This is a genomic window from Mesorhizobium sp. DxT, assembly GCF_058448885.1.
On the sequence record NZ_JBZFLJ010000011.1, the window covers coordinates 38740 to 58968 of the forward strand.

The following is a 20229-nucleotide window of genomic DNA, read 5'->3' on the forward strand; positions in this document are numbered from 1 at the left end:
CTCCAATTGCAGTCAAATGATCATCACCTTGACGCATCCATCCAGTTCAGCGTGCCGCGCCAGTCGGACATGCGGATAGGCGTGCCGTGGCTGCCGGTCTCGAAGCGTACGAAGCGCGCCGGATAGCCGGGCGATTTCTGCAGGATCGACCGGAAAAAGTGTTCCTGCTGTTCAACGGGGAAAACCCTGTCGTCTCCACCGTGACCGAAGAACACCGGCACCTTGCGCTTGAAGGCGCGGCTGGAAAGAAAGCCTTCGTCCCAGTGCGAGCCGAGCAGGAGCAGACCGCCAAGGCGTGGCGCCACGCGCTCGTTGTCGGCAAGTCGCCAGCAGATACCCCCGCCCATCGAACCGCAGGCAACGAACACCGGCGCCTGGGGCGAGTGCGCGGCATAAAGCGAGATCAGGCTCGCGACCTGGCGCGCACCCGTCGCCCCGAAATCCGAGAAGTCGGTCGTGAGGTAGAGGCCGCCGTTGCGCGCGGCCAGATTCTTGATCCGGTTGAAATTGCCACCGAAAGTGAAGTCGTCCATGCCCTGGCGACGATTGCCGCCCTGCCCGTACAGATAGACCACGATGAACCGCGCGTTCTGCTGCCGTCCGACGGCCATGTGCGGCATGCGCGCGACCTCTGTGGTGGCAAGTAGATCCTGCTGGTCCCGCCGAACAGAAAGGTCGACATAGCGCCCGTTGACCCGCCGCTCCGGTATCTCGTCGCGTTGATTGATGTCGCGCTTGGAACGGTAGTCGACCGCCATGTAGAGGCCGTCGTCTGCCTGCCTGAGCACATGCGGATAGGCAAAAAGGTCGTCCTTGAAAGGTGCGAGCAACTCGGCCTGCGCGATGGACGTCGAAAGGAGCGCGCTGCAAAACGCGACCGCGAGCGTTTTCAGAAGAATACCCGAAAGGAGCGATGGACTCATGAGTGCGACTCTAAGCGAAGAGTGACGCGCGAGGCCAGAGCATCAGTCGGCAGGTTCGCCGCCTGCCAGCGCAAGCGCCTCCGGCGTGTCGATATCGAGGCTCGCGGCAGCACCGATCTCGATGTCAATCACGGGCAACTCGCTGCTTTCAACGATCTGCCGCGCACCGGTGTCGCCCTCAAGCGTCGCCACGGCAGCAAACAGCGACCGTGGCAGGATGACGGGATTGCCCCGCTTGCCGGCGTGGGTCGCCCGAATGATCGCATTGCCATGCTCCCGAACGAAAGCCTTCAAGAGCATGTCGATGTGGGCCGAAGTCACCTCCGGCATGTCGCCAAGCGCGACCAACGCACCCGCGGCGTCTTGCGGAAGCGCCGCAATCCCGGTCTTGAGCGAGGACGCCAAACCGCTGGCGTAGCCGGCGTTGTCGACCAGGCGCACATCGAGGCTGCCAAGGGCCGCCCGTACGCGATCTCCCTCATGACCGGTGACGACAACGACGCTGCGCACCCCCGAATCTGAAAGCGCTTGAGCCGCATGCCGAACGAGCGGCTGGCCGGAAATCCGTGACAGCAGCTTGTTGGGGCCGCCCATGCGCTGGCCACGCCCGGCCGCCAGCAGCACCGCATCCACCACAGCCTTGCGTGACGGCCGCGGCTCGCGCGGCTGAGGTCGCGTCTCGATCTCCATCAGAAGGCCGCCGACACCCATGCCGGCGATCTCGCGGTCTCCGATCGGCAGACCGGCCATGATGCGGTCCAGCACCCAGTCGAAACCGTTGAGCTTGGGGCTGCGTGCGCAGCCCGGTGCCCCGACGATCGGCAGCCCATCCAGTTCACCCAGCACCAGCAGGTTGCCCGGATCGACAGGCATGCCGACACGGCTGACAAAGCCGCCCGCGCCTCTTATCGCTGCCGGGATCACGTCATCTGGGTCCGATACCGCCGATGCCCCGAAGACGATGACCATGTCTGCCTCGCCTTTGAGAGCCGTGATCGCCTCCGCCATCTCTTTGTCGTCGTGCCGCGTACGCGTTTCACGCACGATGATGCTGCCGGAGCGTGCGAGCCGCTCCGCCGTCAGCCGTGCCGTCTTCTCGAGCACACTCGTTTTGACCGACGGCAATACGGTCTGTACAAGCCCTACGCGCCGGGGCTGAAAGCCGTGCAGTCCTATGACACCCCCGCATCCTGCGATGTCGGCCGCACGTTCGACCAGCGTTCCGGCCACCGCGAACGGGATGATCTTCACCGTCGCCAGCATCTGCCCGGCGCTCACAGGAGCAAATTCGGCAAGCGTGGCGAGCGTGATCGCCGGATCGATCGCGTTGATCGCATCGACGGCGGCGCGGTCGACAACGAACAATCCAGCCTTTTCGGCATGCAGGTTGACGCGGCCGGTCGCCGCGCGCCGCACTTCGATGCCCGGTGCGGCAAGGCCGTCGGCAATCTGCGTCGCAGCGGCATTTTCGTCGAGGTCGCCGGGTTCCAGCACCGCAGCGATGACCTCGTTCAGCCCCGCCGCCTTCATGGCAGCGACATCGTCAGCGCCGAGCACAGTTGCCTTGCGCCAGCTCCGACCTTCCACAGCTACGGAATGGGCAAGGACCGCGCCTTCCGCTTCATCGACGCTGACCGGCCCAAATTTCATTCCGCAGCCGCAGCCTTGGCACGTTCGGTACCGCGCGTGCGCAGGGCCTGCACGATCTGGGCCAGCACCGCGACCGCGATCTCTGCCGGGCTCGACGCAGCGATGTCCAGGCCGATCGGCGCGTGTATGCGGTCGATCTGCGCCTGCGTGGCTCCCTGCGACAGCAATCGCTCCACCCGCTTTGCATGGGTTTTGCGGCTGCCGAGCGCACCAACATAGAAGCATCCGGCCTCAAGCGCTGAAAGCAGCGGAAAGTCGTCGATCTTGGGATCATGCGTCACCGCCGCCAGGGCCGTGAACGCATCAAGAGGCTTTCGTCCCAGCACATCCTGCGGCCACTCGGCATGCAGATCGACTTCAGGAAACCGCTCCGGTGTCGCGAAAGCGGTGCGCGGATCGATGATTTCGACATCGAAGCCGGCCAGACGCGCCATCGGCGCCAGCGCCTGGCTGATATGCACCGCCCCGACGACGACGATACGCGGTGGTGGCAGATGTGCATTCAGAAACAGTGTGCGCCCATCGACCTCGATCGCCTGCGAACGCCCCGTGCGAAAGGCCTGCCGCGTCGCCTCGCCAAGCCCGCCCGCAACAGTATCGCTCTCGCGCACCACGCGACCGGAGCCGTCTGCGAGATCCGTCACGAGAATTGCAGCCCTGCGGGCGCGGCGCTCGGCGTTCAGCGTGTTGAGGACGGTCGGGTCCATGCTTCAGCCCAGACGCTCGACGAAGACCCTGATGCGGCCACCGCAGGACAGCCCCACCTGCCAGGCTGTTTCGTCGGCAACACCGAATTCCAGCATTCGCGGAGTCCTGGAGGAGATGATGTCGACCGCTTCGGCGACCACCGCGCCCTCGACGCAACCGCCGGAAACCGATCCGTGGAAATTGCCTTCTGCGTCGATCACGAGGTGGCTGCCGGCCGGACGGGGCGCGGAGCCCCAGGTCTCGACGACCGTGGCGATCGCCACGTCCTTGCCTTCGTTCTTCCATTCCTCCGCGATCATCAGCGGATCGCGTGCTTCGTCGGGTGTCGCAACCTGTGTCATTGGAAGCCTCCAGCCGTAATATGGTCACGCAGGCGCCTACCTGCCAAGACCCAGCCATTGTCGTGGGTCTGCTTCGCGCGAGCGGGAGGCCGAAAGCGCTTGCACGAGATCGGACAACGCCTCCAGCGAATGGACGGGCCGGAACTCGTCGACATGGGGCAGCATCGCCCGCACGCCCCGCGCACGCGCCTCGAACCCGTCGAAACGCAGCAGCGGATTAAGCCATATGAGCCTCCGGCAGGATCGCTTCAGCCGCGCCATCTCCTGTTCGAGCAGCACGGTATCCTCGCGCTCAAGCCCGTCGGTTATGAGAAGCACGATGGCGCCCTGCCCCAGCACACGCCGCGACCATTGATGGTTGAATGTGCGCAGCGTCTCGCCGATGCGCGTGCCGCCCGACCAGTCTTTCACAGACGCCGCGCACTCGGCCAGCGCCTCGTCGGGATCGCGCCGGCGTAACTGCCGCGTCAGGTTCGTCAGCCGCGTCCCGAAGACGAATGTGTGAACCCGGCTGCGGCTTTCGCTCAGCGCATGCAGGAAATGCAGGAAGATGCGACTGTACTGGCTCATCGAGCCGGAAATATCGGCCAGCACGACCAACGGCGGGTGAATCTCGCGCACCGAGCGGAATTTCTGCGGGATCAGGTCGCCCCCGGTCCTCAGCGCTGCGCGCATCATCGCCCGCGCATCGTGGCGCGAACCGTGCGGGTCCGGCCGAAAACGCCGGGTCGCGACGCGGTCATGCGGCAGTTTCAGCCCGGCGATCACGCGTTTCGCTTCGGCAAGTTCACGCGCCGTCATCTGCGCGAAATCCTTCTGTCGCAGGATTTCGTTGCCGGAAACGGTGAAACGCGCGTCGATCTCGATCTCGGGGCGTTCCTGAACCGGCTGGTTCTTGCGATGGCCCTCGAACATCGCATCGGCCACCCGCGTTTCCGCAGCCCGGCTCTTCTCGCGTTCGCGGCTGTCGGGCGCCACAGGCGAGAACATCGCGATCATCTTCTCGATCAGCTCACGCGATTTCCAGAAAAGCCGGAACGCCTCGTCGAAGGTTGCGTGATCCTCGCGTCGATTCACCAGCACGGCATGCAGCGTCCAGTAGAAATCGTCACGCCCGCCTATCCCGGCGGCAAGCACCGCCTCGATGGCATCCTTGACAGCCGCCGGGCCGACCCGCATGCCAGCCTTGCGCAGGGCGCGTGCGAAATAGACGATGTTGTCGGCGATGCGCCCCTGTGGATCGGCCGTCGCGGGTATCGTCGTCTCGACCATCGGAGGCTATTCCGCCGCGGCCAGCTCGGCCTTCACTTCGTCGAGGATGCGGCGTCCCTCGCCCTGCCCGATGCGTGCGATGTCGTCCTGGTATTTCAGCAGTACGCCGATCGTGTCCGAAACGGTTTCTGGATCCAGAGCGACCTTGTCGAGCTCGGTCAGCGCGCCGGCCCAGTCCAGCGTTTCGGCAACGCCTGGAGCCTTGAAAAGGTCGATCTGGCGAAGCTTCTGAACGAAGGAAACCACTTCCGCCGAAAGCCGCGCATTGGCATGCGGCACCTTGCGATGGACGATTTCCAGCTCGCGCGCCGCATCCGGGTAGTCGACCCAGTGGTAGAGGCAGCGCCGCTTCAGCGCGTCGTGAATCTCGCGCGTGCGGTTGGTGGTGATGATGACCAGCGGCGGCTCCGCAGCGCGGATCGTGCCCAGTTCCGGAACCGTCACCTGCCAGTCGGAGAGGATTTCCAGCAGGAACGCCTCGAAGGCCTCGTCGGTGCGGTCGAGCTCGTCTATCAGGAAGACGGGTGCCGCACCCTTGTCGCCCGTCAGCGCATCGAGCACCGGACGGCGGATCAGGTATTTTTCGGAAAAGACGTTGCGCTCCATGGCCACGCGGCTCGTCTCGCCCGTCGCTTCCTCCATGCGGATTTCGATCATCTGCGCGGCGTAGTTCCATTCATAGACCGCCGACGAGACGTCGAGCCCTTCGTAGCACTGCAGGCGGATCAGCCTGCGGCCCAACGCCGACGAAAGCACCTTGGCGATCTCGGTCTTGCCGACACCCGCCTCGCCTTCGAGAAACAGCGGCCGCTGCATGCGCAGGCTCAGGAAAAGCACCGTCGCCAGAGCGCGGTCGGCGACATAATCCGCGCCGGCAAGCATCTCGACTGTCTCGTCGATCGATCCCGGCACCGGGCGCGGCTTTGTATCGGCCATGGTCTCTCCGAATGCCCTATCCGAGAATACGGTAGGCGCGTTGGTGATAAATCAGCGGATCAAGGCTATCGCCGATCCGCACACCTGTCACCTTGCCGAACAGGACGCGATGCGTGGCGAAATCCTTCGCCTCGACAAGCTGGCAATCGAACGTGGCGACTGCTCCGGGCAGGACGGGCGCGCCCGAGGCTTCGGTTTCCCATCGGGCCAGGGCAAAGCGCTCTTCCTGCGACAGGCCGGTAAGGCCGGAGAACGCGTCGGCGAGCGCGCGTTGCTCCGTCGCCAGCGTGTTCAGCGCGAAAACGCCGTTCTGTGCAAAGCAGTCATTGTCCGTCTTGACGCGATTGAGGCAGACCAGGATCGTCGGCGGATCGTCCGAGACGGAACATGCGGCGATCACCGTCACGCCGCGCCGCCCGTAAGGGCCGTCGGTCGTCACCACGTGGACCGCACCCGCAAAACGGCTCATCGCCTCCCGATAGAGGCGTGGCTCGACAGCATTCTTCTTCAGCACCGCGTTTCCCGCATTTTCATCCTGACTGCATATAGGTTCCGGCGAGGATGCAACCAAGCGCCGCACCGGCCCCTGCCCCGCTCTAGCCTGTTGCGCCCTGTCCCACCAGCCTTTACCAAGTTGACGCACTTTCCACGAATTCACGGCGTCGGCAAAGCTTCATGCGTCATCCGGTCCAATCCCTGCTTCTGGCTTGCGCGTTAGCGCTTGCGGGCAGCGGCTATGCGGCGGCGGAGCGGATCGGGCTTGCCGCACCGCTCGAGGGGCAGCTCGCATTGCTGGGCCAGCAGATGCGCGATGGCGCAGAGATCGCCGCACGCCTTGGCGGACATCAATTGATCGCGGAAAACGACGCCTGCGACGCACCCGGCGGGGAGCGCGCCGCGCGCGCCTTCATAGAGGCAGAAGTCCAGATCGCCGTTGGTTTCCTGTGCTCGGAAGCGCTCGAGGCGGCATTGCCGCTGCTGCGCAACGCCAGCATTCCGGTCGTAACCTCCGGCGTGCGCAACAACGGAATCACCGACCGGCGCACACGCGAGGATTGGCTAGTCTGGCGGGCTGCCCCTCGCGCCGACGCCGAGCTTGCGGCAGTCGCTGACATACTCGTTTCGCGCTGGCGCGACGAACTCTTCGCCATCGTCGACGACGGAACCATCTATGGCAGGGAACTGGCCGAGTCCCTGCGGCTGGCCGCAGAACTGGCAGGCCTGCAACCCGTATTCTTCGACACATTCCGTCCGCAGTCGGACAATCAGGTCGGGTTGGTCGGGCGGCTGCGCCGAGCCGGCGCAACTCACATTTTCGTCGGCGGTGAGCGCGACGATGTCGCCATCATTCAACGTGATGCGGCAGGCCTTGACTACGAGCCGACGATTGCCGGCGGCGACGCGTTGCGCGCTGCCGGCGAGATTCCATTGGCCCCCGGAACGCTCATGATTGGCCTGCCGGAATGGGCCGAAATGCTTGACGAGGAAGCGGTCGAGCGCTTCACGGAAGCAGGCGTCATTCCCGAGGGTTACGTCGTTCCCTCCTACGTCTCGGTGGAGATCGCCGCGCAGGCCATGTCGACCGCCGACGCCGCGGACAGGCCGATTGCCGATGTCTTGTCTACCGGCAGTTTCGATACGCTCATCGGAACTCTGTCCTTCGACGACAAGGGCGATCTGTCCGAGAACCTGTTCCAGCTCCTTCGTTACGACGGCGAGCGCTTCCTTCCCGTAGAGTGACTGCATGCCTTTCCGGACCGGACCGAAAAACCTCATCACGGATGTCGCCGGGTTGCGCGTCGGCAATGCGGCGGACGGCCGCCTTAAGAGCGGTGTAACCGTCGTCGTTCCAGACCGCCCGGCCGTCGCCGCCGTTCAGGTTCTGGGCGGCGCGCCGGGCACGCGCGAAACCGATGCGCTGGAGCCCCATAATTCGCTGAAGGAAACCCATGCGCTGGTCCTTTCAGGCGGCTCGGCCTTCGGGCTGGACGCAGCCTCAGGCGTGCAGGCCGCACTTCGCGAGGATGGCGTCGGCGTCGAGGTGCGCGGCCAGCGCGTCCCGATCGTACCGGCGGCCATCCTTTTCGACTTGATCAATGGCGGCGACAAGGATTGGGGCCGCTACCCGCCTTATCGCGACCTCGGCTACGCAGCGGCACGCAACGCATCCGTCGATTTCGAGCTCGGCAGCACGGGCGCCGGCTGCGGCGCGTTGTCCGCTGGCCTCAAGGGCGGGCTCGGCTCGGCCTCGACGGCGCTCGCTAACGGGATCACGGTCGGCGCTCTGGTCGCGGCCAATCCCGTCGGGTCCGTCACAGTCGGCCATTCGGCGCATTTCTGGGCGGCACCCTTCGAGATCGGCAACGAGTTCGGCGGACTGGGCCTGCCCTCGCCGCTGCCGCCCGACGCAGCCGACATACGCTGGAAGTTCGACGCGGAACCGCAACCGGGCGGCAACACCACGATTGCGGTCATCGCCACCGATGCGGTCCTGCCCAAGGCGGCAGCAAAGCGCCTCGCGGTCGCCGCCCACGACGGTTTCGCGCGTGCCATCTGGCCTGCCCATACGCCAGCCGACGGCGATCTCGTCTTCGCGCTTTCGACCGGCGCCAGCGGCATCGAGCTGGATGAACTCGGCGCAATGGAGCTTTCAGCGGTGGCTGGCTCAACGATGGCACGCGCGATCGCGCGCGCTGTTCACGCCGCCACCCCCGCCGAAAACGATCTCTTTCCCGTCTGGAGCTCGCGCCGCGGCTGAATGGCTTGCCGTTTGCACGTTTGCGGGCCATCCTCATCCTGAAACCCGATGGAGAGCCCCGATGAGACTGTTCGCAGCCATTGCCATCTTTGCCGCCACGCAGTTCTGCGCCGTATCGGCGCGCGCCGGGGACACTGCCGAACTCAACATTCTCGGCTTCACCGCAAATGGCGGCGTCTTCGCGTTCGAGGAGTTCGGTATCCAGGACGGCTCGGGCTTCCCTTATGCCAACCGGTTCTACATCGACACGGCAACGGACAGCTTCCTGCCCGGCACACCGATCCGCGTGCGCATCGATGACGAAACCGCGTCCCTAGACGATGCGCGCGCGCAGGCGCGTTCGCAGGGCGAGGCGATCGCATCGCAGGCCGAGCTCGAGGCCAATCGTGGCCTCACCGCGGGTGCCAGCCCGGTCACGGAATTGTCCGGCGATCCTCACCGTATGGCGGTCAATCCGCGCGCTGTCTTCCCGGCAATCGATACGCCGCTCGAGCTGCGCCTCGAGGAATTCGCGCTTGAAGGTCCTGAACTCTGCGAATCTTTTGGCACCGTGATGGGCTACCGCCTGATCCGGGTCGGCGTCGCGCCCGGCGAGGCGGCTTCGCTGCTGCATGAGGACACATCCATTCCATCTAGCCGCAACTGTCCGCTCGGCTACCGCATCGGGGCAATCCAGACGTTCTTTCCCGAAGGCGGCGATCCGGTCTTCGCGGCGCTGATCGCGGTTCGCTCCGTCGGCTTCGAGGGACCGGATCACCGCTGGATAGCGGTGCCCGGCAAACTCTGAGCGAACTGTCGCGTTGAGGAATCCGCGCAGCTCTGTTAGGGAGCGCGCATCCTTCCCACGCAGTCAGGACGAGCCTCATGATCCCGCGCTATTCGCGACCAGAAATGGTTTCCATCTGGTCGCAGGAAACCAAGTTCAGGATCTGGTTCGAGATCGAAGCCTACGCCTGCGACGCGCTTGCCGAACTCGGTGTCATCCCGAAGGAAGCAGCCAGGACCATCTGGGAAAAAGGCGGCGCGGCGAAGTTCGACGTCGAGCGCATCGACGAGATCGAGCGCGAGACCAAGCATGACGTCATCGCCTTCCTGACCCACCTTGCCGAATTTGTCGGGCCGGATTCGCGTTTCATCCATCAGGGCATGACATCGTCCGACGTGCTCGACACCTGCCTCTCGGTTCAGCTTTCGCGCGCGGCCGACCTGCTGCTGGCCGATCTCGACGCGTTGCTGGCGGCGCTCAAGAAGCGCGCTTACGAGCACAAGGACACCGTCACCATTGGCCGCAGCCACGGCATCCATGCCGAGCCGACGACCTTCGGCGTCAAGCTGGCGCAGGCCTATGCGGAGTTCGAGCGCTGCCGCGAGCGCCTCGTCCATGCCCGCTCCGAAATCGCCACCTGCGCCATTTCCGGTGCGGTCGGCACCTTCGCCAACATCGATCCGCGCGTCGAGGAACATGTCGCCGAAAAGCTCGGTCTGACGCCCGAGCCGGTGTCGACCCAGGTCATCCCCCGCGACCGCCACGCGATGTTCTTCGCCACGCTCGGCGTCATCGCCTCGTCGGTCGAGCGGCTGGCAACCGAAATCCGCCATCTGCAGCGGACGGAAGTGCTTGAAGCCGAGGAATATTTCTCGCCGGGCCAGAAGGGCTCGTCGGCCATGCCGCACAAGCGCAATCCGGTCCTGACCGAGAACTTGACCGGCCTCGCCCGTCTGGTGCGCGGCATGGCGCTGCCTGCGATGGAAAACGTGGCGCTCTGGCACGAGCGCGACATCTCGCATTCGTCGGTCGAGCGCATGATCGGGCCGGATGCCACGATCACCCTCGATTTCGCGCTGGCGCGGCTGACAGGCGTGGTCGAGAAGCTCCTTGTCTACCCGGACAACATGCTGAAGAACATGAACAAGTTCCGCGGGCTGATCCACTCCCAGCGGGTGCTGCTGGCGCTTACACAGGCAGGCGTTTCACGCGAGGATTCCTACCGTCTCGTCCAGCGCAACGCGATGAAGGTGTGGGAGCACGGGGCGGACTTCCTCGAGGAGCTGCTGGCCGACGCCGACGTTCGCGCCGCACTGCCGGAAGACGTCATTCGTGAGAAATTCGACCTCGGCTACCACACCAAGCACGTCGACACGATTTTCAAGCGCGTTTTCGGCGAAAGCTGAGGGCTGCACCGCCGGCCGGTGCGTCCTTCGAGGCTCGCTCCGCTCGCACCGCAGGATGAGGGATGTTGTGCATCAACCCCGGTTCTGTCGAGATGTATCGAGCCAGCCATGTGCGGGTTCGACAGACCACCGTCCTCATCCTGAGGTGCGAGCGCAGCGAGCCTCGAAGGACGCACGACATATTCCTCTCTCAGCGGCAGAATCACCTGGCCGGCAGCACCCTGATTTCGTTGCCCCAAGGGTCGCGCGAAGCGGTTTCCGCCGTTGCGTCCTTCGATAACAGCTCCACGAAGCCAAGCCCGGTTCGATCCATTTCACGCGGCCCTGCGCCCCTGCTCCGCCAGGAATTGGCCCCGATATGGTGGTGATAGCCGCCTGAAGACAGGAACACCGCCTGCCCGCCAAGGCTTTGCATCGTGTCGAAGCCTTGCTCGTCCCTCCACCACTGTTCGGCGGCCTGCGCATCGCCGACGCGCAGGTGCACGTGGCCGACGACGGTTCCGTCAGGCGCAGCCTTCCATTCAGGCTCGTCGCTTGAAAGTTCGCCCATGAGGTTGGCAACATCCAGAGCCTCGGTGGCCATCCGCACCGACGGACCGTCGAAAATCCAGCTTTCGCGCGGCCGGTCGGCATAAATCTCGATGCCGTTGCCTTCGGGGTCGGTCAGGTAGATCGCCTCGCTCACCAAGTGGTCTGAGGCACCGTCCACCGGAATGCGTGTCTCGATGGCATGTCGGGTCCAGCGCGCGAGATCCTTGCGCGTTGGCAGCAGAAAGGCCGTGTGGAAAAGTCCCGCGGAACGCGGATCATCCTGACGAAGCGTCGACGATTCCTCGATTTCAAGCAATTCACGATCGCCGGCGCCAAGCACGACGATATTGCCGGCACGGCGAAGCTCCGTAAGGCCGAGGACCGATTTGTAGTAATCGGCAACACGCGAGCCGTCGCGCGCCATCAGTCCGACGCGGCCGATACTCACCGGGGTGGTGGCCGCAAAGGGAAGGTTTTCCATTGCTGTCTCCGTTCGGGCCGGCAACGCGCTTGCTGTGACCGCAAGCGCGGCGATGCCACCCGTCATCTGGCGTCTCGTGAGTTTCATCCGTCAATGTCCCTTGAGACGTTGTTGGTTGCAGCAAAGATCGTGCACCGCAATGGCATGCGCAAGCATGCTTCCGGCGACACGCCGTTCACCGACAGCCGACTGTTGCAACCGGCCGGCAGGCTCGCTACATGGCCGCCCATGAAGGTCAAGGACGCAGACATACTCATCATACCGGGCTACACCAATTCGGGGCCCGACCACTGGCAATCGCGCTGGGAACAGAAGCTGTCGACCGCCCGCCGTGTCGAGCAGGCCGAATGGTCCAAGCCGGTGCGCGACGACTGGGTGGCGGCCACGGCCCGGGCCATCGACCAGGCTGAGCGCCCCGTCGTGCTGGTCGCCCACTCGCTCGGCATCCCGACGGCAATCCATGCGCTTGCCGAAAGCGGCAAGGCGGTGGCCGGCGCTTTCTTCGTCGCCCCGCCCGATGTCGCCAATCCGGCGATCCGCCCGAAGCACCTGATGACGTTCGGACCATATCCGCGCGATCCACTGCCGTTTCCGTCGATCACCGTCGCCAGCCGCAACGACCCGTTCTGCAAGTTCGAGGTTGCAGAGGACATCGCGGCCGCCTGGGGTTCGCTATTCATCGACGCCGGCGAATCCGGTCACCTGAACGCGGAATCGGGCCATGGTCCGTGGCCGGAAGGCTCGCTGACCTTCGCGCATTTCATGTCGAGGCTCTGAGCGGCTACTTGATCGACGTCCGTGCGGCTTCGATCAGCATGCCCGCGCCCAATGCCATGTAGCGCGCCTCGTTGCCCATCGCGATCAGCCTGAAGCCCATTTCGACATAACGGCCGACAAGCGCCGGATCGACGACGTAGATCGCGGCATGCTTGCCCACGGCGCGCGTGCGCTGCCCGATGTCGCCGATCGCCTGCATCATGTCTTCCAGGCCGGGGTTCATCGTCGCGCCGTTGCTCCAGGCGATCGAAAAGTCGGACGGCCCCACAAGCACCCCGTCGATGCCCGGCACGGCAAGAATGTCGTCCAGGATCTTGAGCGCCTCGCGGGTCTCGATCATTGCAAACGCAAGCGTCTCGGCATTGGCATTGGCCAGCCAGGCCGCCGAATCGGCAGTCTTTCCGCGCGACATCGCATAGGTCGGCCCCCACGAACGCTGGCCGATTGGCGGATATTTCATCGCTGCGGCGAAGAGCCTGGCATCCTCCAGCGAATTGACCATCGGCGCGATGACGGCTTCGGCCCCGAAATCGAGCGCGCGACTGGCCATGTCGAACCGCCCCACGGGAATGCGCACAAGGCCAGGCTTGCCTGCCGCCGTGATCGGCAGCAGCGCACGCAGAACGCTGTCCTCGTGGTGCCCGCCATGCTGCATGTCGAGCGTCACCGCATCGAATGGCCCGCCGGCCAGAGCCTCCACGGTGAAGGCGTCGGGAACCCCGGACCAGGCGGTGAATACGGTTTCGCCTGCTGACAGGCGCGATGCGAGCGACATGAATGAGAAATCCTCGTGGCGTGGGGCCCGATTGAACCAGATCGCCGACCACGGGGCAAAGAAAAACCGCCCGGCAAGCGGGCGGTTCTTCATGCATCGCGATCGTGGTTCAGGACTTACGGACCTGTTCGACCGCCTGATCGAGCAATTCGTCCATGGTGCGGCGAATCTGGTGATCCGACTGGTCGACACCCGCATCGTCGAAATCCTTGCGGACCTTGCGGAAAACGTCGTGATCGCCGGCTTCCTCGAAGTCCGAGTTGATCACTTCCTTGGCATAGGCCTCGGCAGCCTCGCCCGTCTTGCCCAGCTTCTCGGCCGCCCACAGGCCCAGCATCTTGTTGCGGCGGGCCATGGCGCGGAACTTCAGTTCCTCGTCGTGGGCGAACTTGTTTTCGAATGCTTTCTCGCGGTCGTCCATGCTGGCCATGGGGCATCCTCCGGCTGGGCGTCGAATCCAGACGCCGAATTATGTTCCCGTTCCTCAAACCAAATGGCTGCCCCGCGGTCAATACGCAGTTGGCCTTCGCCGCTGCGGCATTTGGCATTGGATAGGTCGACAGCCGGGGAAATGCCGATTGAGGAAACCGTGCGATTGCGCTAGAGAGCCGCTATATTCCGCAAGCCCGAGCCACGCGGGCCTCGCAACAGGAGCCCTGCCCCGCACGGCTCGCAAGACAGAGATCGCCATGAACCGTCGCCGACGCATTTACGAAGGCAAGGCAAAGATCCTCTATGAAGGACCCGAGCCTGGCACCCTGATCCAGTTCTTCAAGGACGACGCCACCGCCTTCAACAAGAAGAAACACGAAGTGGTCGACGGCAAGGGCGTGCTCAACAACCGCATTTCCGAGCACATCTTCACCCACCTTAACCGCATCGGCATACCGACTCACTTCATCAAGCGGCTCAACATGCGCGAGCAGTTGATCAAGGAGGTGGAGATCGTCCCGCTCGAGGTGGTGGTGCGCAACATCGCCGCCGGCTCCCTCGCCAAGCGGCTGGGCATCGAGGAAGGCACGGTTCTGCCGCGCTCGATCATCGAATTCTACTACAAGGCCGACGCGCTAGACGACCCGATGGTCTCCGAAGAGCACATCACGGCATTCGGTTGGGCGAGCCCGCAGGAAATCGACGACATCATGGCGCTCGCCATCCGCGTCAACGACTTCCTGTCCGGTCTCTTCCTAGGAGTCGGCATCCAGCTTGTCGACTTCAAGGTCGAGTTCGGCCGGCTCTACGAAGGCGACATGATGCGGATCATTCTCGCCGACGAGATTTCGCCCGATTCGTGCCGTCTCTGGGACACCGCCACGAACGACAAGCTCGACAAGGACCGTTTCCGCCGCGACATGGGCGGCCTCGTCGAGGCTTATCAGGAAGTCGCCCGCCGTCTGGGCATCATGAACGAGAACGAGCCGCCGCGCCCGACAGGACCTGTTCTCGTCTCGTCCAAGCCCGACAAGGGCAGCGTCCACTAACCGCCGGGAAACGTGCAGATATGATCAAGGCCCGAGTGACCGTCACCCTCAAGAACGGCGTCCTCGACCCGCAGGGCAAGGCAATCGAGGGCGCGCTCGGCGCGCTCGATTTTTCCGGCGTCGCCTCAGTGCGCCAGGGCAAGGTCTTCGACCTCGAACTGGAAGGCGCCGACCGCTCCAAGGCCGAAGCCGACCTCAAGGCGATGTGCGAGAAGCTGCTCGCCAACACGGTGATCGAGAACTACCAGGTGGAGCTCGCTTGAGGTGAAAGCCGCCGTCGTCCTTCTCCCCGGCCTCAATCGCGACCGCGACATGATCGCGGCCTTGACCAAGATCGGCGGCAAGCCGCCCCGAACCGTCTGGCAGACCGACACCGAGATCACGGATGTCGACCTGATCGTCATTCCTGGCGGCTTCTCCTTCGGCGATTACCTGCGCTGCGGCGCGATCGCCGCGCGCATGCCGGTCATGCGCGCCGTCGCCGAGCAGGCAAAACGCGGCGTCATGGTGATGGGCGTCTGCAACGGCTTCCAGATTCTGCTCGAAGCCGGCCTGCTGCCGGGTGCGTTGATGCGCAACGCATCGCTGAAATTCGTCTGCCGCGAAGTGAAGCTTCAGGTCGCAAACGCCAACACCGCCTTTACGAGCGGCTACGCACCGGGCCAGATCATCTGCTGTCCCGTCGCGCACCACGACGGCAACTATTTCGCCGATCCGGAAACGCTCGCCCGCATCGAGGGCGAAGGCCAGGTCGTGTTCCGCTATGCCGAGGGGACCAACCCCAACGGCTCGATCAACGACATTGCCGGCATCGTGAGCGGGACCGGCAACGTGCTTGGCCTGATGCCGCACCCTGAAAACCTGATCGAGGCCGCGCACGGCGGCCACGATGGGCGCGCGCTGTTCGAAAGTGTGCTGGGAGCCGCCGCGTGAAGCTGGCCGCCGGCGTCGCTGTTCTGACCATGCTCACGCTGGCCGCCGGCTGTCAGTCGGAATCTCGCGACACGAGCACCCCGAGCAACGGGAAAAGCGCGGCTCTTCGCAACATGGAGCAGGTGGCGATTGCAGCCCATCGTTGCTGGTTTGCCAGCGGCGATCCGACGTTCCGCGACTACAGCTTTGCAAACGAACTGAACTCGTTCAGCGGCAGGCCGCGCTTCCTGCTGGTTCCCAAGGGCAATTTCGGCGGCAAGCCGCTGCTGGTGGTTCAGGCGGAAGGTAGCGCCGGTGCTGTCACCACCTTCGGTCCGCTGCTTGAACAGCCGAACGGCTCGCGAATCGCGGGCGATGTGCGCCGCTGGTCCGGCGGCGACAGCGCCTGCGCCTGAAAACCTAATCCCAGATCGCCCGCCTGGCTTCCCTTGCCGCATCGGGTCGCGAAACGCCGATGTCCTTCAATTGCGCATCGGTCATCTCGAGCAGCAGGCGACGACTGCGCTGACGCTCGGCCCGGAAGCTGATCCCACGTATCGCGCGCCAGAAGGCGCCGGCGACCCGGCGTAGATACTCTTGCCTCCAGCGGCGCAGAGTGACGATCTCTGGCGCATTGTTCTTCTGCATTGCATGAATTGTCTTCATTGTACCAGTCCTTGGTCCAAGCCGCGCTTGATGGCCCGATGCGGTATTTGGATTGACTCTCAATGGGGTGCAATATACGAAATTGACACCATGACAAATTGGCTCCCCGACCTTTCACACGGTTCCGGCCCGCTCTATGCACGGCTCGCCGACCGCATCGAGGCCGATATCGGCCAGGGCGTCCTGCCGGCCGGCGCCAAGCTACCGCCGCAGCGCGACCTCGCCTACGATCTCGGGGTGACAATCGGAACCGTCGGTCGTGCCTACGGTCTGCTGCGCGAGCGCGGCCTTGTCAGCGGCGAGGTAGGGCGCGGCACATATGTTCTCGGCCAAGGCGAGCCGGCCACGGTTCCAATTGCGCCTTCCTTCGGTGGTACGCGCAGCGCGATCCCGGGCGACGACAAGCTGCGCATGGACAGCACCGCAGCGCCCGAGGTGGGCCAGGCGTCGATCATCGGCGAGCTTGGCCACCAGATCGTCCGTCAACATCCCGATGCCATCGTGAACTATGTGCGGGCCCCTGCCCCCGATTGGCTCGACGCGGGAACCCGCTGGCTGGCGACGGGCGCGTGGAGGCCATCGCCGGAAACGATCGTGCCCACGCTTGGCGGCCATGCGGGGATTCTCGCCGTGATCGCTGCCGTGACGGCGCCGGGCGACCGGATTGCGTTCGACCAGCTCACCTATTCGTCGATCGCGCGCAGCGCCAACCTCATCGGCCGGCGCATAGTATCAATCGGTGCAGACGGGGATGGTACCGACCCCGGCGATTTCGAGCGGCTCTGCGCGCAGCAGCACCCGAAGCTGGTCTTCCTCATTCCCGGTCTGCACAATCCGACGCTGGCGGTCATGCCCGAAAGCCGCAGGCGGGCGATCGTCGAAATCGCACGCAAGCACAATGTCTGGCTGGTGGAAGACGCGATCTACGCGGCCCTGCTCGACGACCAGCCGGTCTCGATCGCCGAATTGGCCCCGGAGCGTACGTTCCACGTCGGCGGCCTGTCCAAGACGGTGGCGGCAGGCGTTCGTGCCGGCTGGGTCGCGTGCCCGCCGCATCTCGCTCCCCGCGTGCAGGTTGCCTACAAGATGCTGACGGGCGGAAACCCGTTCCTGATGATCGAGCTAGCCGCGCGCCTCGTGCTCTCCGGTCAAGCCGATGCAATCCGCTCCCGCGTCGCGGCGGAGCTTCAGCTACGCGAAAAACGCGCCCGCGAGCTCCTTGCCGGCCACGACTTTGCCTCCCACCGTCATGCGCCGTTCCTGTGGTTGAAACTGGCGGAGCCATGGCTGTCAGGAACCTTTCGACAGGCGGCCGCCAATGAGGGTGTGCTGATCGACGACGAGGACGAATTCAAGAGCGGCCGCACCGAGCAGGTTTACCATCGCGTGCGCGTCGGCTTTTCGTCGCTGCCGCGTGCCGACGCCGAGGATGGCTTCAATCGGCTGCGCTCGCTGCTCGACAATCCGATGGCGGGTTACGACAGCTACGGCTGAATGCCCCGCACCCAGACGCTGCAATTTCTGCGGTTTTCGACGTTTTTCGGCTCCAGACGACTGTATCCTTGCAGCCGCACGCGCTATGGGGAGCCCTGAGACTCATCAGGCCTTCTCACCGGAACCGACCGCTGCCTATGACCATCCCCAACGACGTCAAGATCACGCCGGAACTCGTTGCCGCACACGGCCTCAAACCGGACGAATATCAGCGCATCCTCGACCTGATCGGCCGCGAGCCGAGCTTCACGGAGCTGGGTATCTTCTCGGCGATGTGGAACGAGCACTGTTCCTACAAATCCTCGAAGAAGTGGCTGCGGACCTTGCCGACTTCCGGGCCGCGCGTCATCCAGGGCCCCGGTGAAAATGCCGGCGTGGTCGACATCGGCGACGGGCAGGCCGTGGTCTTCAAGATGGAGAGCCACAACCACCCCTCCTACATCGAGCCATATCAGGGCGCGGCCACCGGCGTCGGCGGCATCCTGCGCGACGTGTTCACCATGGGCGCGCGCCCGGTCGCTGCCATGAACGCACTGCGCTTCGGCGAGCCTGACCATCCCAAAACCCGCCACCTCGTTTCAGGCGTGGTCGCCGGCGTCGGCGGCTACGGCAATTCGTTCGGCGTCCCGACGGTGGGCGGCGAAGTGCAGTTCGATGCCCGCTACAACGGCAACTGCCTCGTCAATGCCTTTGCAGCGGGCCTCGCCGACACGGACGCGATCTTCTACTCGAAGGCATCGGGCGTCGGGCTCCCCGTTGTCTATCTCGGCGCCAAGACCGGCCGTGACGGCGTCGGCGGCGCGACGATGGCGTCGGCCGAATTCGATGAATCCATCGAGGAGAAACGCCCGACGGTGCAGGTGGGCGATCCGTTCACCGAAAAATGTCTGCTGGAGGCCTGCCTCGAGCTGATGGCGTCCGGTGCGGTCATCGCCATTCAGGACATGGGCGCAGCGGGCCTGACCTGCTCCGCCGTCGAGATGGGCGCCAAGGGCGACCTCGGCATCCGTCTCGATCTTGACAGGGTGCCGGTGCGCGAGGAGCGCATGTCGGCCTACGAGATGATGCTGTCGGAAAGCCAGGAGCGCATGCTCATGGTGCTGCGGCCGGAAAAGGAGCAGGAAGCCGAAGCGATCTTCCGCAAATGGGGTCTCGATTTCGCGATTGTCGGCGAGACCACCGACGACCTGCGCTTCCGCGTCTTCCATCAGGGCGAGGAGGTCGCGGACCTTCCGATCAAGGAACTGGGCGACGAAGCGCCCGAATACGATCGGCCGTGGGTGGAGCCGAAGGTCCCTGCCCCGCTTTCGAGCGCCGATCTGCCGGAGCTCGACATCGCCGACGCGCTTCTCTCGCTGCTCGGCTCGCCGAACCAGTCGTCGCGCCGCTGGGTGTGGGAACAGTACGACACCCTGATTCAGGGCAACTCGCTGCAGCTTCCCGGCGGCGACGCCGGTGTCGTCCGCGTCGAGGGTCACGACACGAAGGCGCTCGCCTTCTCGTCCGACGTCAATCCTCGCTATTGCGAGGCCGGTCCTTTCGAGGGCGGCAAGCAGGCCGTAGCCGAATGCTGGCGCAACCTCAGCGCCACCGGTGCGCTGCCGCTGGCGGCGACCGACAACCTTAATTTCGGCAATCCCGAGCGGCCCGAAATCATGGGTCAGCTTGTCCATGCCATCAAGGGCATCGGTGAAGCGTGCCGCGCGCTCGAGTTCCCGATCGTTTCGGGCAATGTCTCGCTCTACAACGAGACCAGCGGCCGCGGCATCCTGCCGACTCCGACGATCGGCGGCGTCGGACTCATCGACGACTGGTCGAAGATGGCGCGCATCGGCTTTGCCGCCGAAGGCGAAGCCATCGTGCTGGTCGGCGCGCCGGGACCGTGGGGCGGGCATCTCGGCCAGTCCGCGCTGCTGCGCGACGTTCTCGGGCGCCGCGAAGGCCCGCCGCCGCCTGTGGACCTGGCCCATGAAAAGCGCGCGGGCGACTTCGTTCGCAAGCTGATCCGCAGCGGCATCGCGACCGCATCGCACGATTGTTCGGACGGCGGGCTCGCCGTCGCGCTCGCCGAAATGGCGATGGCCTCCGGCATCGGCGCCGAGATCACCGCGCCGGAAGGCAATGCGGTCGAAGTGTTCTTCGGCGAGGATCAGGGGCGCTACGTGCTCACGATGCCCGAAGACGCATTTGCCGCGCTTGCCGCCGAGCCCGGCATCGCCTGTGTGCGGATCGGCACGACGGCCGGCGCATCCTTGAAGCTCGGCATGGCCCGTGCCATATCGGTAGCAGAACTGAAGACGGCGCATGAGGGCTGGTTTCCGGCCTTCATGGGGCAGTAAACGGGGTATTTGC

The 20229-nt window shown here is 64.7% G+C and carries 22 protein-coding genes; 11 read left to right on the plus strand and 11 right to left on the minus strand.

The genetic code is table 11. The features are described 5' to 3' along the window. Positions 1–23: 23 nt before the first annotated feature. From ACVJNE_RS19295 to ACVJNE_RS19325, 7 genes are read right to left on the minus strand one after another with little or no spacing between them, the layout of a single operon-like run. On the minus strand, positions 24–923 hold the full coding sequence (locus tag ACVJNE_RS19295) for an alpha/beta hydrolase (RefSeq protein WP_499568218.1): 900 nt from the start codon (positions 921–923) through the stop codon (positions 24–26). Positions 924–965: 42 nt separating this feature from the next. Then, a complete protein-coding gene (locus ACVJNE_RS19300) occupies positions 966–2573 on the minus strand; it encodes an NTP transferase domain-containing protein (RefSeq protein ID WP_499568220.1) in 1608 nt (535 codons plus the stop codon). Beyond that, on the minus strand, positions 2570–3280 hold the full coding sequence (locus tag ACVJNE_RS19305; RefSeq protein ID WP_499568221.1) for an XdhC family protein: 711 nt from the start codon (positions 3278–3280) through the stop codon (positions 2570–2572). Before ACVJNE_RS19305 ends, ACVJNE_RS19300 begins: the two co-directional genes overlap by 4 nt. 3 nt (positions 3281–3283) lie before the next feature. Further along, the gene (locus ACVJNE_RS19310) at positions 3284–3622 is read right to left on the minus strand and encodes an XdhC family protein (RefSeq protein WP_499568223.1); all 339 of its coding nucleotides are present in this window, start codon (positions 3620–3622) and stop codon (positions 3284–3286) included. 36 nt (positions 3623–3658) lie between these two features. Continuing rightward, a complete protein-coding gene (locus ACVJNE_RS19315; RefSeq protein WP_499568225.1) occupies positions 3659–4894 on the minus strand; it encodes a vWA domain-containing protein in 1236 nt (411 codons plus the stop codon). Between the two features lie 6 nt (positions 4895–4900). Next, positions 4901–5830, minus strand: a complete 930-nt coding sequence (locus ACVJNE_RS19320) for an AAA family ATPase (protein ID WP_368803132.1) — start codon at positions 5828–5830, stop codon at positions 4901–4903. 16 nt (positions 5831–5846) lie between these two features. Beyond that, positions 5847–6344, minus strand: coding sequence for a flavin reductase (locus ACVJNE_RS19325; RefSeq protein ID WP_499568227.1), 498 nt, complete (start codon positions 6342–6344; stop codon positions 5847–5849). 161 nt (positions 6345–6505) lie between these two features. Here ACVJNE_RS19325 and ACVJNE_RS19330 point away from each other — a divergent pair, with 161 nt between their 5' ends. The 4 genes from ACVJNE_RS19330 to purB all read left to right on the plus strand — a co-directional run bounded on the left by ACVJNE_RS19330 (position 6506) and on the right by purB (position 10760). Beyond that, positions 6506–7570 carry a branched-chain amino acid ABC transporter substrate-binding protein gene (locus tag ACVJNE_RS19330; RefSeq protein ID WP_499568229.1) on the plus strand — a complete coding sequence of 355 codons (1065 nt, stop codon included), beginning with the start codon at positions 6506–6508 and terminating at the stop codon, positions 7568–7570. A gap of 4 nt (positions 7571–7574) precedes the next feature. Next, a complete protein-coding gene (locus ACVJNE_RS19335) occupies positions 7575–8588 on the plus strand; it encodes a P1 family peptidase (protein ID WP_499568231.1) in 1014 nt (337 codons plus the stop codon). Between the two features lie 61 nt (positions 8589–8649). Beyond that, on the plus strand, positions 8650–9375 hold the full coding sequence (locus tag ACVJNE_RS19340) for a DUF2259 domain-containing protein (protein WP_499568232.1): 726 nt from the start codon (positions 8650–8652) through the stop codon (positions 9373–9375). A gap of 77 nt (positions 9376–9452) precedes the next feature. Then, positions 9453–10760 (plus strand): adenylosuccinate lyase, encoded by a 1308-nt coding sequence (purB, locus tag ACVJNE_RS19345; protein ID WP_499568234.1) that lies wholly within the window; start codon positions 9453–9455, stop codon positions 10758–10760. Positions 10761–10962: 202 nt separating this feature from the next. On the opposite strand, the gene ACVJNE_RS19350 is transcribed toward purB, so the two are convergent. After that, entirely contained in the window at positions 10963–11859 is an 897-nt protein-coding gene (locus ACVJNE_RS19350) for a VOC family protein (RefSeq protein ID WP_499568236.1), read from the minus strand. Positions 11860–12000: 141 nt separating this feature from the next. Here ACVJNE_RS19350 and ACVJNE_RS19355 point away from each other — a divergent pair, with 141 nt between their 5' ends. Further along, complete coding sequence (locus ACVJNE_RS19355) at positions 12001–12549, plus strand: RBBP9/YdeN family alpha/beta hydrolase (protein WP_499568482.1); 549 nt, start codon at positions 12001–12003, stop codon at positions 12547–12549. Positions 12550–12553: 4 nt separating this feature from the next. Here the strand turns inward: ACVJNE_RS19355 and ACVJNE_RS19360 are convergent, their stop codons facing one another. Then, on the minus strand, positions 12554–13324 hold the full coding sequence (locus ACVJNE_RS19360) for an HpcH/HpaI aldolase family protein (protein ID WP_499568484.1): 771 nt from the start codon (positions 13322–13324) through the stop codon (positions 12554–12556). Positions 13325–13433: 109 nt separating this feature from the next. Beyond that, positions 13434–13754 carry a DUF1476 domain-containing protein gene (locus tag ACVJNE_RS19365; RefSeq protein ID WP_499568238.1) on the minus strand — a complete coding sequence of 107 codons (321 nt, stop codon included), beginning with the start codon at positions 13752–13754 and terminating at the stop codon, positions 13434–13436. Between the two features lie 259 nt (positions 13755–14013). On the opposite strand from ACVJNE_RS19365, the gene purC reads away from it, so the two are divergent. Genes purC through ACVJNE_RS19385 form a run of 4 tightly spaced genes read left to right on the plus strand, consistent with a single transcriptional unit; the run spans position 14014 to position 16133 of the window. Beyond that, positions 14014–14805, plus strand: coding sequence for a phosphoribosylaminoimidazolesuccinocarboxamide synthase (gene purC, locus ACVJNE_RS19370; RefSeq protein ID WP_173191627.1), 792 nt, complete (start codon positions 14014–14016; stop codon positions 14803–14805). A gap of 20 nt (positions 14806–14825) precedes the next feature. After that, positions 14826–15068 carry a phosphoribosylformylglycinamidine synthase subunit PurS gene (gene purS / locus ACVJNE_RS19375; protein WP_421925358.1) on the plus strand — a complete coding sequence of 81 codons (243 nt, stop codon included), beginning with the start codon at positions 14826–14828 and terminating at the stop codon, positions 15066–15068. A 1-nt stretch (position 15069) separates the two neighbouring features. Beyond that, positions 15070–15738, plus strand: a complete 669-nt coding sequence (gene purQ, locus ACVJNE_RS19380; protein ID WP_499568241.1) for a phosphoribosylformylglycinamidine synthase subunit PurQ — start codon at positions 15070–15072, stop codon at positions 15736–15738. A 29-nt stretch (positions 15739–15767) separates the two neighbouring features. Further along, entirely contained in the window at positions 15768–16133 is a 366-nt protein-coding gene (locus ACVJNE_RS19385; RefSeq protein WP_499568486.1) for a hypothetical protein, read from the plus strand. Between the two features lie 4 nt (positions 16134–16137). On the opposite strand, the gene ACVJNE_RS19390 is transcribed toward ACVJNE_RS19385, so the two are convergent. Next, the gene (locus tag ACVJNE_RS19390; RefSeq protein WP_499568243.1) at positions 16138–16383 is read right to left on the minus strand and encodes a DUF1127 domain-containing protein; all 246 of its coding nucleotides are present in this window, start codon (positions 16381–16383) and stop codon (positions 16138–16140) included. 90 nt (positions 16384–16473) lie between these two features. On the opposite strand from ACVJNE_RS19390, the gene ACVJNE_RS19395 reads away from it, so the two are divergent. Together ACVJNE_RS19395 and purL are read left to right on the plus strand one after the other, a co-directional pair. Beyond that, positions 16474–17877 (plus strand): aminotransferase-like domain-containing protein, encoded by a 1404-nt coding sequence (locus ACVJNE_RS19395; protein ID WP_499568245.1) that lies wholly within the window; start codon positions 16474–16476, stop codon positions 17875–17877. A 137-nt stretch (positions 17878–18014) separates the two neighbouring features. Next, positions 18015–20216 (plus strand): phosphoribosylformylglycinamidine synthase subunit PurL, encoded by a 2202-nt coding sequence (gene purL / locus ACVJNE_RS19400; RefSeq protein WP_499568247.1) that lies wholly within the window; start codon positions 18015–18017, stop codon positions 20214–20216. Positions 20217–20229 lie beyond the last annotated feature (13 nt).